The sequence below is a fragment of the Halorussus halophilus genome (genome assembly GCF_008831545.1).
Classification (GTDB): Archaea; Halobacteriota; Halobacteria; order Halobacteriales; family Haladaptataceae; genus Halorussus; species Halorussus halophilus.
Map to the genome: position 1 here is coordinate 1411760 of NZ_CP044523.1, position 14944 is coordinate 1426703.

A 14944-nucleotide genomic window follows, 5' to 3' on the forward strand; every position below is an offset into this window, starting at 1 on the left:
TCCTCACTCGTCGCAGCAGGCACTTCCGATCGTTTGGTTTCCTTCCAAGGTGAGAGGATTCTCCACGGTTAGCGGCCGGCCACATCGTTCGCAGGTTACGTCCTCCATCACGCCAGTGCCGACGGCGTACCCATATGATCTCGTGACCGTAGTATCATCTACCCCCAGTGTGAGGTCGAGATCACCGCGCTCGTATGAGACCGAAGTTACAGAGACAGGACTCATTCGAACGGTGAGCGCGTGTCGCTCCCGGATGTCTCGACGTTTCTCGGGAAAGCCCGCCTCAATCTGAGACGTCACATCGTCTATTTCGGCACGCAGGTCGTCTAGCTCCGCTTGGAGTTCTTTTCGCTTCCGGAGTGCCTCGACGCGCTCATCCTGTGATGAAGCTTCATCGATTGTTTCGGTCGTCTCTTCGACACGCGTGGTCAGACGATTGATCTCGTCCTCCAACTCGTCACGGCGCTGGCGCACGAACTGTCGGTACTCGTCAAGTTCAACCTCGAATGCACGTGTCGCCCGTTCACGAGTTTCCTTCACGATGGAAGCCAATTCGTTCTTGAGGGTAGTCCGTGCCGTATCAAGTGCATCAGTCAGTACCGGTTCGTCAATAGGACTTCCATCGGCGAGTTCTCCTTGCTTGCCGTCAACCATCTCAAGATATGTCTCAGCGAGCCGGGGACGCTCCTCGTGATCGTTGAGGTCGATAGCTACGGCGTGAAGCTCCTCGCGCTGATACTCGCTGACGGTCTCAATCCCGACGTGGAAGAGCGCACAGACGGCCTGTCGATCGTAGTATGGCGTGAAGGAACTATCTACGGCCTCAGCCGGGCCGGAAGCAATCCACGGAGGGAGCTGAATATCGACGTGATCGCCTGTGAGCGACATCGAGCTGACCGGCGTTCTGTCGGCCGCCTCATCGAGCATCCGTTCCACGAACGGGCTCTCAGGGGCAATAACGAGGGAATCATCGCCGACGTCGTTCGGTTCGTCGACGATCTCCAATACAGCCCCATCTAATTCAAGGTCGGTGTCCGCGCCGTCGGGAAGTGTGATTGACCACCGTCCACCCTCCTTCGTGATCTCGGCGCCAAGCGAGGCCAGATAGCTCTCCGTGAACTGTTCGACCGTGCGTTGCGTAACTGGCAGAGTAGCGTCAGTCATCGTCAGCCCCCAAGTCGAAGCCCTCGAAAACGCCGGCGTTGAAATCCTCAAGTTTGTCGGCGAGGTCGCGCTGCTCCTGTAGATCGACAGCCATCGCGTCGAAGTCGTTCTCCAACTCGACCTCAGAATCCGCTTCGACTAATCGCTCGAACACGTCATCTTCAAAGTTGCGCCCAGTCTCCTCCAGCCGGGTTAGGATCTCGCTCAGTTCGCCGACAGACTGCTGGAACAGGTCGATCTTGTGGTAGAGTCGCTCCAGCACATATTCTTCAATAGTATCCTTCAGCGCGATATTGAACACGTAGACCTCACGATCCTGCCCGATGCGATGGATGCGGCCGATGCGTTGTTCGACCTTCATCGGGTTCCACGGGAGATCGTAGTTGACCATCACGTTGCAGAACTGGAGATTCCGCCCCTCATTCATCGCGTCCGTCGAGACGAGAACGCCGCCTTCATCCTCGAACCGTTCGACGATTTCCTCCTTCTCGTCGCTAGAGTGGCCGCCGTGGAACGCGTGGGTCGTGTAACCCTCCTCGGCGAGCGTCTCCAGAAGTTCCCGCTGTGTAGCACGGAATTGTGTGAAGACGATAACGCGTCCCTTGTCGACGCGCTCCTGCGCTTCTTGAGTGATTCGCTGGACGCGATCAAGTTTCGTCGGCGTCTCGACTGCGTCAATCCGCTCGAGAATCTCCTCGAGCTTGTCGGCGTGAGCGGGTCGGCTTCCCTCGCCGTCGAGCTGACGTTCAACCGTTCCCCTGAGCGCCGCTGGACTGCTGACAACCTCCTTCTGGAGCGTCATCAGGACGAGTTTCTGTCCCTGACTCTCTCGATATGCCCCACGAACGTACTCTGTGACCGCCTCGTAGAGATCGCGCTCCGCAGGCGACGGAGTGAAGGTACGGGTAGTGACGTTGCGTGGCGTGAAGTCGATGTCCGTTTCCCCGCGCCGGTTGCGGATCATCACCTCGCGAAGCCGGTTTTGGAGTTCGTTGCGGTTGACCAGCGTTTCTTGTGATTTGTTCACGAAGTAATGGTGAAACGCCTCACGCGTCCCAAACAGACCCGGCCGGAGCAGGGAGATGATATTATAGAGGTCGGTGACGTCGTTCTGAATCGGTGTCGCGGTGAGGAAGAACGCGTAGTCGTAAGAGAGCTTGTCAAGGAGTGCGTAGCGGTCTGTCTCCTCATTCTTCACATAATGAGCCTCGTCCAGCACGAAAACGTCCCAGTCGCGGGCGAGGACGGTTGAGCGGTGTCGGTCGCTCTTCGCGGTGTCGATGCTGGCAATGATATGGTCATGGGCGTCGAAGCCGGCGAAGTCATCGTCGTAGTTGCAGATGAACTTGAGGCCGAACTTCTCAAGCATCTCGGCCTGCCACTGTTGGGCGAGCTGTGCCGGCGTGAGAATCAGCACAGCGTCGTCGGTGCCGCGGTGGTGCATCTCCTTGAGGATCATCCCGACTTCGATTGTCTTCCCGAGGCCAACCTCGTCGGCGAGAAGTGCCTTCCCGTCCATCTCGAAGAGAGCACGGTGTGCAGCGTCTACTTGGTGTTCGAGGAGCTTGACGTCTTCCTCGTCAAGATGTGAGAGCGACCGGAGTTCTGAGTCCGGTTGCCCCGCCTGTAGACGGTTGGCCTGTATGGTGAGACGGTGATTCTCAAGTGAGGACGCGTCTCCAAACTCAGCCACTAGTTCAGTTCCTTCCTCGTGGCGGAACTCCACGTCCACGAGGTTATCTCTCGACATCTGCATCTATCATTTTATTCGAGGTGTTATTGTTTTTCGCTCTTCAGGAGATCGTGCTGAACGCAGTCCCAGTTTAGCGAGTTAGTATGCTTGCTCCAGCTTTTCAGCGACTCGTAACCTGTTGACGGCAACAGAATCCGTCGTATCAATAATTTTTTCGGCACTCTCACATGCGTCCGTGGGATATTCTAAGACTGCCGGGATCTGTTCTTCGTCGAAGGTTTCAATGAACCACTCAGCGAGTTCTGATGCAGACATTTCGGCTGGTGACGGCCGTATTTGCTCATCCAATATCTTGGAAATCGCCGCTCGGAGAGCGACGTTCTTGGTCGTCGGACTTCCTCGCTTGAACTGATCCGCGTCCCTGAGGAGGGCGTCGGCGATTTCTGGGGCGCTTAACGAGGGTTTTGAGTCCCATCTCACTCTTGTCGTTTGGTCCCATCCATCCTGCTTGGTAAATGCGTGAAGCGTTGCCTGCTTGCCAATAGACGGCTTCGGGGGATGAGAGTCGAAGAACGAATAGAGCAAATCACGAACCGCTACAGGGTCTTCCAATCCCGTACTTTCGACAAGCTCGTCGGCCATCGGTTCCAGAGATAATCGATGACCTGCTGTATCGTTGATCGGTGCATATTCCGCTAATAACCGATAGTGGTTATCGGTTGACACCGTGGCGACGAGTCTGTGTGCATCTAGAATTTCCACCCCGAGGTCGGAAGCAATTTCCTTCGCCTCGCTTGTGAATCTACTCGTGGTGACAATAAGAGCGAGATCGGCGTTCTCCTGTTTCCGCAGGGCAGAATACTGTTGAACGTCCGGGCTACTTACCGGATTCTCTTGGGCATATCGTTTGACTTGGATCACCTCCGTTCGGGGATAGGGGAACTCCCGAGACGCCCATACGTCAACGCCTCTGTCCTTCCCTGGGGGAGTGACCTCTGTCTGATAACCATATTGCGCCCAGACGTCAGCGACGAACTGCTCAAATTCATCAGGGGGAATTGATCGAAGCTTTTCCTTCAGAAACTCGGAGGTCATTTGTACTTTGATTCGGAGATTAGCTGTAGTTAGTAGTCGCTCAGCCGCGACTCCAGAATGTTCCGGTAGGTGTCGTCTCCAGTCGCATCGGCGAGTCCTTCACACAACTCGCGCAGGTCGTCGGTAATCTCCCACTTGCTGAGGTACTCGGAGACGGACTTGCCATGTTCCCAGCGGTAGCGAAGGAACTGCGCCTTGTCGAGGTCGGTGAGTTCTTCGTCGCTGTTTACGCGTGACTGGATGTAAACGATGCGCTTCTCGTCATCCCAAGTACCGAGCTTGAAGCCGTCGTCCATCTGGTAGAGGCGCATGTCCTCCATGCGCTCTGGTGTGGCGTTTGTCCCACGGGAGAGTTTATTGAGGTCGTCGTAGGACGCGTTTGGGGTCTCCAGCAGGTCAAGGAAGACGTCGATCTCACCGATGTCGCTCCCGTGCTGGATGACGCCATAAATCTCGTCGACGACCTCCTTCGCGGTCATCGTCTCGCCAGCCCGTTCGACCTTACCGTGGTGCTTCGAGTACTCATGGAAACAGCGTCCCATCTCGACGACGCCAATGTCGCCGCGTGAGAGGTCCCGGTTCTCTTCTAGACGTTGGCGGGTTTTCCGGGCAGTTCGGTAGATGTTCCGTCGGAGACTGTTCCAAGAAATTGGATTCCGTTCTGTTGCAGGACGGGCGACAATAATAATGTCAAACGAGACAGCTTCTCCCTCGAAGAACTTGTGGGTGTCCGCAGAAATGGGATAAGTCGCGGTGACCTCAAATCCTACATCACAGAGTGCAGATAGAAGTTCGCCCCAAGATTCAACGTCACTGTGATGGTATGTGAAGGTAAGGACACCATCTTGCTTGAGTGATTTTGAAATCGCATTAAATGCTTGTCTGATTTCATCTTCAAATTCGTTAGCACCCTTCTTAGCTGCAGGATTAGCTACAATACTTTCAGCTCTGGGTGTTTTTTCAGGTTCAAATACCTCATATTCATCTTCTAACAGTACACGCTGCCAAACATAAAAGAAGTCAGATAGCTCTGAGTAAATAACATTGTCATAATAGGGTGGGTCTGTAATTACTGCATCAAATTCGTTTTCACCATTTAATTCTCGCATGTCTCCACAATAAGTAGACGCTTCATCACCGATTTTTTGTCTGAATGGAGGTGACTCAATCGTATCATCCTCTTCGATATATCTCTCGGTTGGTTCGTGTGCATATTTAATTCCATTAATAACCATTTCCCAGATAGACTCAAACGTCCCCATCCCATATTTTGTTCCCCAGACATTACCTTCGACAGGCTGCTGAGGAGGATCGAATGAATTTGATTTGAAAATATGGTTTGATTTATTTGCAGATGATTGATATGGTGTCATAACTGTATTCGTTCTCAACGCATCAGAAAACGCTAGAAGAAGATACTCAGCAGCATTTTGGTTCTCAATTCCGTCAATAGATCTCAATATCTTCGATAATGCCAATAGCTGGCGGTCATTGAACATGTCCTTCCACTGTTTGAAACCGTGGCGAAGAACGTTATGCCCCCCACCAATACTCCCTTCAAACAGGGTGCTATCCGTTTTAATCCCGGGAGGAATCTCTTCATTGGGTACATACTCTTTCAGTTCATCTGAACTTGACCATTCTTCCGCTGCTTCCTCATAGAGTTGAATATCTTCTTCTTCAACTGCTTTGTACCCTTTCACTTCTGATTTTGATCGCCCGTTAGAATCACAGGTCGGACAATAATATTCAACTGCATAGAGTCGCTGGTCAAACCCTCCTTGTTCTTGAATACCGTCTAAGACTCCGTACTTTTGTCCACAGTCTTCGCAAATATACCCACGATCAATATTTCCTTCTGATGGGGTGAAGTAGTGACTACATTCAGAACAGGAGGATTCTTGTTGCCAATCATCTACCAGTACGACTGATTCACATTCTGGACAGAGAACATTATAACTACCCTGGTTTTCATACCGGCCTTTTCCAACTCGATAATCCTTATATAGAGGAACCGTTGACTCACAAGAAACGCAATCCAATTCCTTGACCCACATATAATACATTACATCTGCCTTATGATTCCCGTTTGGGCAAGAAGTTTGATAGAACCTGAGAATATCCTCAGAAACATCGTCTTTTACTTGCTCAAATGCTGATTCGATTTCGTCTAAATCAGACTGCCCGGCCTCAACCTCTTTCTTTGAAACAAACCACGCTACTGGGTTTAGATCGTATCCAACCGATTTGGCCCCAAATCGAGAGGCTTCAACAAGAGATGTTCCACCTCCCATGAACGGGTCAAGAATTTTTTTCCCATCTACACTGACATCTTTTGAATAAAGTTTCCATAGACTTTCTGGATTCGCAAGATCGACGCTTTCCAATAGATCCTGTATATTATTGCTATCGTCGCTGAAATCACTGAGAGAGCCGTTTATACCGGGTTCGTGAACCGTTACTTTCTCGTCATCATCCAATAACGTATAAAGACAGATAGCACGAAAGACGCAGCCGTGTCGCCTTGCCCACCATTTGTGCATCGTATAAATCGGACGATAATGTCGCTTAGCGCGTTCCTCTTTTTCAGCAATTTCGTTAACGCGTTCTATGGGAAATCCTTTTTCGATAGGAAGTGTCTCCCGCCCATCTTCGCCAGACTCTCCGATTTCCTGAGACATTGATCTATGCCTACTACGTTATGTTGGGGCCATGTATAGCTTTCCGATATGCGGCTTGAAAGTTGATTGAAGACTTCCTATGAGACGGAAAACTCACTATCGCTTTGCCGCCATTCGGGAACGATATTCTCTAGTTCCTCAGATTGAATCTCTCCGGGCCGGTTCCCGAACACCCACTCCACGTCGTCAAGGTTCAGGTACGGCTCCTCCAGCCGCATCCGAAGTAGTTCCTGCAGCACGTCGGCCTTGAGCAGGACGATGTTGTCGATATCGGTATTCGTCCGTAGATCACGCAACGTCGATTCCTCAGTGTCACGGAACGAACTCGAGACGATGGCGAAGTAGATGTGCCGCTTGCCCTGGTCACGGAGCCGACGCGTATGGGTCTCGATGTACTCCCGGATCGTCCGGTCGTCGCGGCCGATTCGATATCCTTCTTCTCGTTTCTTCGCGTCATAAATGACTGCGTAGTCGTTCCGAGCCGCCTCGGCGATTCCGTCTGGATTTCGACCAGAGCCCTGTCCCAAAACCTCGGTGTCGAACCCGAGCATCTCGAATAAGGTACCGCATTTTTGCTCGAAGATAATCGGGAGATCGGTATCGACCGGCGCGTACCGGTTCACGGCTTCGTCTGTGCCGGCCGCGACTTCGTCTAAGTCGGCGACGACCGGCGGAAGGTACGGCTTATCGACGTCGACGAATGTCTCCGTCTCTTCGATTCCACCACCTGCTTCTTCCTCCTCGATTTCGGAATCGTCCCAATCTTCGTGCCAGTAGGTTGCATTGTCTACGTCCCGATACTCGACCGGACTTTCTAACCACGGTTCAGCCTCCACTCGCAGTTCGTCCAGCGTCTCGACGAAGTTCACGTATCGCGTTCCGTACGGCGCATCGGTATCGAGTAGGCCCACATCGCCGAGATACTGCTCCGATGTCGGATAGAATATCGGCCACTCAGTAGGCCGTTGAATGTGCCAGAAGTAACTGAGGAAGAAGATCGTCGACTTCGGGAAAGGGTCGGAATCGATGTCGTTGTCCTTCAACCGCTGCGTGTACTCGGCGAACGAATCGATCTTTGCTCCAGCCTCGTCTACCGACTCGGGCGGCTGGATAGCCTCCCGGAGCCGGTCGCCGAAATCGACCTCGTCTGGGGCGGCATTGAACAGCTTGTTAAAATGCATCTGGCCGATGAAGCCGTCGAACCCCCAGAGCTGGTTTCGCTTGTTGAGACCGTCGATCCGGCTCTTGAACTCAACGATGTCGACGTCATCACTCTGGAAATCGTCGATAAGCGGTCGAATCTTCTCCTCGGCGACATCGTCTCGCTTGCTGTTGTGTTCTCTGTAGTACTCTTGGGCCTCTTCACTGTCTACGAACTCCTGGAAGATGTCCTCCGGAATGACCATTATTGTCTGCAGAGATACGCCGGGTTCTGTTTATGACTGTATATTTACGCCAACGGGAGACATCAACGTCGAGTGAATCAGCGGTGATTCTGTGATACCGTTGGACTCCTCGACTGTAGGTCTCCAAGGGCGGCAAGCCGAGGACAGTTACCGCAGTATTTAAGCTATTTACAGACACTTATCAGAATAACGAATGGCTAGTGCGGATTCTCTTACACGAACGATCGCGGACACGGTCACGATAAGCCGGGAACTCCGAGAGGAAGGCGAGATCGACGGGCAAGTCAAACTCTACAACGTCGTTGAGGAAGATGAGTTCGAGGCCGACGCGTCTACCTTCTTCGACCGGACGCTGATGACTCAGGGTCTTCGTGAGGGCTTCGTCGACCTTCGTGATACTCTTCGGGGTGACGCCAATTACGGCACGCACATCCTCTATGGGCCGTACGGGAGTGGGAAGTCTCACCAGATGGTGGCGATGTACCACTGTTTCGCCGATCCCGAGGCCGCCGGCGAGTTCGGCGATCATCACGTCGACGGCTTCAGTGACGCCTTGCCTGAAGAGGATAATTCAGAGGCAGTCACTGTCTCGCTCCAACAGCGTCAGCCTGACTACCTCTGGGAGCCACTCTTCGACGTTCTTGACTACGACGCGTCAGAGAGCGATCTCGACCCGTATCCAGATATGGAGACTATTCAGGAGGCCGCCGACGGGCGTACGGTCGCGTACCTGATGGACGAACTCGAAGACTGGTTCGAGCCGTTGAGTGGCGACCGGAAGAAGCGCAACCGCGGCTTCCTCCAAGCCTTCCTCGAAGCAGCCGACCTCAACGACAGTGGCGTCTTCGCCATCGTTTCCGTCCTTCGGAAGGGTTCTGACGTTCACCGAATCCTCGACAGGGAGAATGCATCTGAAGTCAATATGAGCAGCAAGGTCAGCAAGCAGGAGGTTATTCGCCACCGCCTTATCGACGACATCGACGAGGACGCTGTCGACGAGACTGTTTCGGGCTACGTGGACGCATACGCCGACAATGACCACGTGCCGGACTCTGACATCCCGAGTGACCTCGCGAATGAGATGCGCGAGACGTACCCGTTCCACCCTGTCCTCCTGAATGCCCTCGAAACACGATACTACGCTGACGAGGGCAACCAGAACACGCGGGGAATGATCTATCTCTTCTCGAAGATTCTGACGACCGCTGCTGATTCCAAGGCCGACCCAGACGACGAGGAAGCCTCCCTACTCATTGAAGAGACCGATCTCGTAACGCACGGCGACATCGATGCCGTCCTGTTCGACGATGAGCTTACTCGAATCAATATCGACCGTCCGGGTGTCTGTATCGACGACATCCGCAACCGTGTCGCCCCTGACGCGATTCCCTACGGCCGTCGCATCCTGAACACGATTCTCCTATACAGTCTCAAGCCCGACGAGGGCGAGGGCGCGGGCAAGGCCGAGATCGTAATGGGAACTTACCAGACGGGCGACCTCGTTTCAGACATCGTCCTGAATCTCGAGCAGCTCTACGGAGTCGCGTGGTACCTCCACAAGCTCAACGGCAAGTACGCCATCCGCGACCGGCAGAATCCTAACGCACTCATTCAAAACAAGGCCGAGGATGTTGACGAGCAAGTTGCATTAAGCCAAATTTCCGACACTGTCGGGCAAGTTTTCGGTAACAATGCGTACCCTGTCGGGTTCACAGATGGTGATTTGAAACAGGTTCCAAACACTCGCGAAATTAAGGTCGTCGTCAATGCCAGCGATTGGACGCAGGACAATATCGAAGCTGTAATCAAAAATTCTGATGGTAGTCGCGGTCGCGATTGGCGTAATACACTCGTGTTCGTTCAACCATCTGGAAGCAAGGCGATTGAATCAGGTACGGGATTCATCGAAAAATCCCGGTATATCAAAGGGGCTGAACGCGTGTTAGACGACGGTTCTCTTGATAGCGAGATACAGACTTCTGTAGAACGCCAAAAAGAGGATGAGCAGCGCGAACTACGAGATCGTGTCGAGCTAGCCTATGGAGAGGTTCTTGACGGAATTGATCTTCTCAACGGGTTTGAGCTCGCTGCGGAAATGGATCTCAACGTATTTGTCGGTGATGATAAAGAAGAACTTGATGCGTCGAACATCGTAGAAGAGGCAACTACATCGGGACTCGAGCTAAGAGAGAATATTTGGGAAATAGTGGAGGATCTAATTGATCGACGTGATGAAGCTACTTTCGAGGACATCTACGAACAATTCCTTTGCGAACCTAAATATCCGATTCCGGGTAGCCCGAACGATGTGCTGAATGCTGCTGTTGAGGCGCTTGAAGACAAATCGGTGATCACACACGGCTCCAATGGCTTCTCTGAATCGCTACAGGGCAGCTCCCTCGACACCACGATATTGAAAGAGAGCGACGTGCAACGGTGGACGGTCGACGACGTCGTAGAGGAACTCCGGCGGCGATTCGGTAGCGGAACGAAGGCGATCGACATCGGGAACTTCGAGCTCGAACTCTTCGAGGATACCGAAATCTGGCTGGAAGGCGATGGCCACGACACGGTGATGACAGCTACCGCCAGCCTCGCGCAGGACGATCAATACGTCCTCTACAGTGGCACAGAGATCGCTACGAAGGCCAAATCTGACGCGACGATCCGCGACATTTCGGACGCCGAGCGAATCGGCACTCCCGAGGTTCGCGAACGCATTGGCGACGCCTTGGAGGGGAGCGGTCGGTCGAACACCCACCGAATCCTCGAAGAAATCCGCCGCGACGAGACAGTCTACCTTCCGGGAGACGAGACCAAGCAAGCGTTCCGGGAGGCAGTAATCGACTTCCTCGTGGACGATTATCTCGTCGACATCGATCGCGAATACACGGACTCACTCGACAACTTCGACAACTGTGATTCGAGGGACGTGACGCTTGTCCCCGTAGTGCCGGACGACGTCGGCGAGCAGATCCTTGACTATATCGACGATCTCGACGGGGGCGACGAGTTCACGGTCGGAAGCGTGGCCGAACGATTCGACGAGTCTGTCTCCGAAGACGCCGTTCAGACATACCTCCTGCAGAACCTCGGACGCGAGGCCGAACCAGAGTACGTGATCGCGTCGGATGGCTCGGGCGATCCGACACGGTGGTCGCCGGGGTATCAGTTCCGAGTGCCGAGTGGCGGCTGGCGCTTCGTGTTCAACGGCGATGACGTGGCAGAACTTCGGCGGAAATGGCGTCAAGACGAGGACTCCGGGGAAGTCACCTATGGAGAGGTGAGATTCCAGCTGGACAACCGGATGGGCATTCCCGGGCCGCTCCAAGGCGCTGCGAGGATCAAAGAGACGATGACGAAGCTGACGCTCGAAGCGGGAGAGGACTTCACAAAGGTACGCGACCTCTTCGAGCAGATGCCGGACGAGGCGTCGAATATCTCCGTCGAAATCAACTTCGAGTAACAATGGTCGAACACGGTAAACTCCCCGGTGAGTACAACATCGTCGCCAAGGACGAGTACGACCTTTTTGACCATCAGGTGCCCGTTGAGGAGTTCGAGGAGATGCTTCGTGAGAACGATGTTCCGGACGAACTCTGTGTCGTTGGCCTCGACGATGTATTCGGCGACAACGATGCGGTAAACGAGTTGTCGGCAGTGATGGATCGTCGGGCGAACGGTCTTGAGAACCGCGATCCGCTACCAACGGTTCAATTCGCCGTCGAGGGGTCGTTTCAGCGTCGGCAACGGGACTTCGAGTTACAGGCCGGAAACGATTTCCATCGACTCAGTCGCATCTTCGGGCCACAGATTGACCGCCGGAGCAGCGAATGGCTCACTGCACCGTTCTGAGGAGGATTCAGAGAAGTCGGAAGTCGCCGACTACTGAAACGGTCGTGGGCGTTCCGTCCTCCCCACGCGTCACGAAGTATAAGTCGATTCGTTCGTCGCGTCCCTCTTTCCGGAAAACCGGGACACATGTCGTCGACCCCACCGAATAATCTCGGCAGTGCGTCTCAATCTGTCGTCGCGTCCATTTCCCACCTTGCTCGAGGTCGGAGCGTGACCGATACTGCGTCGACAGAGTGTCAGCGGCCGCGTTGACCACTCGAAGCGAGAATTCGTGGACATTACTGAAGTCGAACGGCCCATCAGGATCGGTCAGGCGTTCCAGCGCGGACGCGTCATGCTGGTCGAGACAAAGCGCATGTTCCTCTACTGCTCGGAAGACATCGAGGCCGGGGTAAACCTCGGCGATCGCCTCATGCAAGTAGTCGCGGATGCCGTCGTGGTAGCCGTCGAGCGAGAATCCATCGCTGTCAGGGGGGACGACTTGTAGCTCCGCATCCGTCTGTGAGACTGTCCGCGTCCGCGGCTCACCAAGCGGTGTCAGAAAACCCATTCGGGATGTGTCGAGCAAGTATGCGTAGCTGAACAGGCGCGATCGCGAGCCCCCACTCTTTACCGGATCTTTTCCCTCCGCGTAGTACTTCGAGTCGAGAACGGCCAGCGTCTCGTCACCTTCCTCAACCGCGTGATCCGGTTGGTGATACACCTGTGACTCGCTCTCGAATGGCTGGAGTGTCGGCGATCGAACGGCCGAAACGTTCTCGGTCTGTTCGATGCGGTCATACCCCTTGATCACATCTAGTTCGTCTTCGATAGCGACCTGCGAGTACTGCTCGAACAGCGACTCCATATTCAACACGTAGTCCACGACCAGTTCTCGGTCACCCTCCATCGCTGGCGTTCCGAGAGAGGAGGATACGACCGCCTTCGAAACCTCGACTGCCTGTCGGTAGTAGTGGCGTTGTTTCGGGAGATCGTGGAGCGAAAACTGACGATACTCAGGAATCCGTCGGCGATTACTCGTGACGTCGAGTTCCTTGAGGTTACATACCTCCTGATGCACCTGCGAGAAGACATGGTAGTACGCCTGATGGTCGTACTTGTCCTCATACTGTCTAAAGAGTCGCAGTAAATGTGTCCCCGCGTAGTGAAGCAATGAGTTGGCCGGGTTGTCGTAGTTGACCTCCTTCAACAGGCAGTGCTGCTGGGCACGTCCCTCCGCCTGATTGACTAACGACTGCTTGATGTCGATAACGCCTCGTGGCTGTTCGAGGTCGGCACGACGCGTCTCGAGTTGCCGGATGAATCCATTGCGATGGATGTCTTCGAGTCCGTTAAGGTAGTTGATCGCCAGAATCAGGAAGACATCCTCCAGATCGACGTCCTCAGTACGGAACTCATCGAGCGGGATTCCGTGGTACTCAACCGACCGCTTGCGACCGTGAACCGCCAGTAGCATATCGAAGATGTAGTCCCAATCGATCTTCGGCTCAATGCGGAGTTTTGATCTGGGCGTGAGACTAACTATACCCACATTGTCACGTGCGGTTACGTGCATCACCGGGCCATCGAGTCGAACCTTGACGACTCGATACTCCTTGTCGCTATCGTCGATCGACTCCTGTGTCTTTACGAAGACATTGTCGGCCTCTTGCTCGAATGAGGCTCGACGGAGCTGGTCATCGATTGAGGGCGGACATCCCTCAATCCGGATCTCACCTCGCTCGGGCACGCTGAACGTACCGGGTTGGTAGGTGTACGATGCATCCGGGTCGGAAACGCTCATTGCTCGTAGGATCCCATCCGACGGCGCTCTGCTTCGAGTTCTCGGCTGGCGAGGTCGGCCGCCGGCGCGAGATCGAACATCTCGAAGGACTTGTTGAGTGCCCGATAGTGTTCCTCGATTTGTTCAATTTGCGGGAAGGCGGCCGAGTTGAGTAGTCGCGGAACGATGAACGTTCGGAACGCCTGTCCGACCGCCTCTTCTGGGGCATCCATGTACAGGGACTCATCTTGAAGGGCTTCACGCAGGTAGATAGTCACGTCGCGGTAGTGCATCGGACCGAATCGCATGATTGGGCCTCGCGATGCCTGCTCGACTCCGTGGTTGATACCGTCGTAGTCGGCCTCAAAGAATTCGAGAAGGTCGTCGTTTCCGACGAGGGGAATGTCTCCAAGGTAGTCCTCAAGCCATCCCTCGAATAGTGCCCGGCGGTCATCGTCCTCGTACTCGTCGAGTTCAATCATCGCAAATCGGCGTGTGATGGCGTTATCCAACTCGTTGACTGTCCGATCGGACATGTTCATCGTACAGATGATGCTCACGTCCTCGTCCAATTCGATGGTCTCTCCATCGTCCGTCTCGATGAGCGTTTGATTACGGTTCTCGATGGCAGTGTACAGCGGGCCAAAAATCTGAGAGATGTCGGCACGTGTAATCTCGTCGAGAATAACTGCGTAGGGGATGTTGAAATCACGGGCTCTCTTGACTCCCGCAGAGACTGCTCCTAGTTCTGTCTCGTAATTTAGCGACCGATAGCCGGAGGACCCCGTGAGGTTGGGGCCGATACCCCCAATTATGTCCTTGGCAGTCCACGACGGTGTAGCAGTGTGAAGGGAGTAGCCGACGCAGTGACGAAGCGCAAGCTGCTTTGCGAACGTCGTCTTCCCTGTACCGGTCGGGCCATAGAGAACGACGGGCTTCCCAGTTCGAAGGGCAGTCCGCGCGTTTCGCTCGACGCTTTCCGGGACGAGTACCGTCTCCGGGGTATCGTCGCCACGCGTGATGACAGTTCGCTTCAAATCCTGTGATGCTTTCCCAGATTCGAGTACGGCGCGACGAATCTTGCCAACTCCTTGATTACCTTCGTGATGCAGATCAAGTTGTTGCTCGCGGATGAGGTACTCAAGTACATCAGTGTTCTCCGCACCCTCAATGGCTTCAACGACCTTCTCGTTGACGGCCCGAAGTACATCGAGATCAGCCTGCACGTCCTCAAGTGAAAAGGTCTCGTCCGAGGAACTACTCATTTGTTGAATGACTGTTTCTGCCG

At 54.1% G+C, this 14944-nt stretch carries 9 protein-coding genes; 2 read left to right on the forward strand and 7 right to left on the reverse strand.

Annotation, left to right across the window (positions count from 1 at the left end; all coding sequences use genetic code 11):
* Positions 1–3: 3 nt before the first annotated feature.
* The 5 genes from F7R90_RS06945 to F7R90_RS06965 form a co-directional block, all read right to left on the reverse strand.
* On the reverse strand, positions 4–1164 hold the full coding sequence (locus F7R90_RS06945) for a hypothetical protein (RefSeq protein ID WP_158056529.1): 1161 nt from the start codon (positions 1162–1164) through the stop codon (positions 4–6).
* Positions 1157–2914: a DEAD/DEAH box helicase gene (locus F7R90_RS06950; protein WP_158056530.1), complete on the reverse strand. Its 1758-nt coding sequence runs from the start codon at positions 2912–2914 to the stop codon at positions 1157–1159. The genes F7R90_RS06945 and F7R90_RS06950 overlap by 8 nt, the downstream gene beginning before the upstream one ends.
* 81 nt (positions 2915–2995) lie before the next feature.
* Complete coding sequence (locus F7R90_RS06955) at positions 2996–3952, reverse strand: restriction endonuclease (RefSeq protein WP_158056531.1); 957 nt, start codon at positions 3950–3952, stop codon at positions 2996–2998.
* A 29-nt stretch (positions 3953–3981) separates the two neighbouring features.
* Positions 3982–6633 carry a DUF1156 domain-containing protein gene (locus tag F7R90_RS06960; RefSeq protein WP_158056532.1) on the reverse strand — a complete coding sequence of 884 codons (2652 nt, stop codon included), beginning with the start codon at positions 6631–6633 and terminating at the stop codon, positions 3982–3984.
* A gap of 77 nt (positions 6634–6710) precedes the next feature.
* Positions 6711–8039, reverse strand: coding sequence for a PDDEXK family nuclease (locus F7R90_RS06965; protein ID WP_158056533.1), 1329 nt, complete (start codon positions 8037–8039; stop codon positions 6711–6713).
* Between the two features lie 193 nt (positions 8040–8232).
* Between F7R90_RS06965 and F7R90_RS06970 the strand changes: the two genes are divergently transcribed.
* Positions 8233–11505: a DUF499 domain-containing protein gene (locus tag F7R90_RS06970; protein WP_158056534.1), complete on the forward strand. Its 3273-nt coding sequence runs from the start codon at positions 8233–8235 to the stop codon at positions 11503–11505.
* A gap of 2 nt (positions 11506–11507) precedes the next feature.
* Positions 11508–11894: a hypothetical protein gene (locus F7R90_RS06975; protein ID WP_158056535.1), complete on the forward strand. Its 387-nt coding sequence runs from the start codon at positions 11508–11510 to the stop codon at positions 11892–11894.
* A gap of 7 nt (positions 11895–11901) precedes the next feature.
* Here F7R90_RS06975 and F7R90_RS06980 read toward each other — a convergent pair whose 3' ends face one another.
* Together F7R90_RS06980 and F7R90_RS06985 are read right to left on the reverse strand one after the other, a co-directional pair.
* On the reverse strand, positions 11902–13677 hold the full coding sequence (locus tag F7R90_RS06980) for an McrC family protein (RefSeq protein WP_158056536.1): 1776 nt from the start codon (positions 13675–13677) through the stop codon (positions 11902–11904).
* Positions 13674–14921, reverse strand: a complete 1248-nt coding sequence (locus tag F7R90_RS06985; protein WP_158056537.1) for an AAA family ATPase — start codon at positions 14919–14921, stop codon at positions 13674–13676. Before F7R90_RS06985 ends, F7R90_RS06980 begins: the two co-directional genes overlap by 4 nt.
* Between the last annotated feature and the right edge of the window lie 23 nt (positions 14922–14944).

Excerpts from the sequence above, each read along its gene's own strand:
- F7R90_RS06955 (WP_158056531.1), bottom strand. The coding sequence starts at position 3,952 with ATGACCTCCGAGTTTCTGAAGGAAAAGCTTCGATCAATTCCCCCTGAT.
- F7R90_RS06950 (WP_158056530.1), bottom strand. The coding sequence starts at position 2,914 with ATGTCGAGAGATAACCTCGTGGACGTGGAGTTCCGCCACGAGGAAGGA.
- F7R90_RS06975 (WP_158056535.1), top strand. The coding sequence starts at position 11,508 with ATGGTCGAACACGGTAAACTCCCCGGTGAGTACAACATCGTCGCCAAG.
- F7R90_RS06945 (WP_158056529.1), bottom strand. The coding sequence starts at position 1,164 with ATGACTGACGCTACTCTGCCAGTTACGCAACGCACGGTCGAACAGTTC.
- F7R90_RS06985 (WP_158056537.1), bottom strand. The coding sequence starts at position 14,921 with ATGAGTAGTTCCTCGGACGAGACCTTTTCACTTGAGGACGTGCAGGCT.
- F7R90_RS06965 (WP_158056533.1), bottom strand. The coding sequence starts at position 8,039 with ATGGTCATTCCGGAGGACATCTTCCAGGAGTTCGTAGACAGTGAAGAG.
- F7R90_RS06980 (WP_158056536.1), bottom strand. The coding sequence starts at position 13,677 with ATGAGCGTTTCCGACCCGGATGCATCGTACACCTACCAACCCGGTACG.
- F7R90_RS06970 (WP_158056534.1), top strand. The coding sequence starts at position 8,233 with ATGGCTAGTGCGGATTCTCTTACACGAACGATCGCGGACACGGTCACG.
- F7R90_RS06960 (WP_158056532.1), bottom strand. The coding sequence starts at position 6,633 with ATGTCTCAGGAAATCGGAGAGTCTGGCGAAGATGGGCGGGAGACACTT.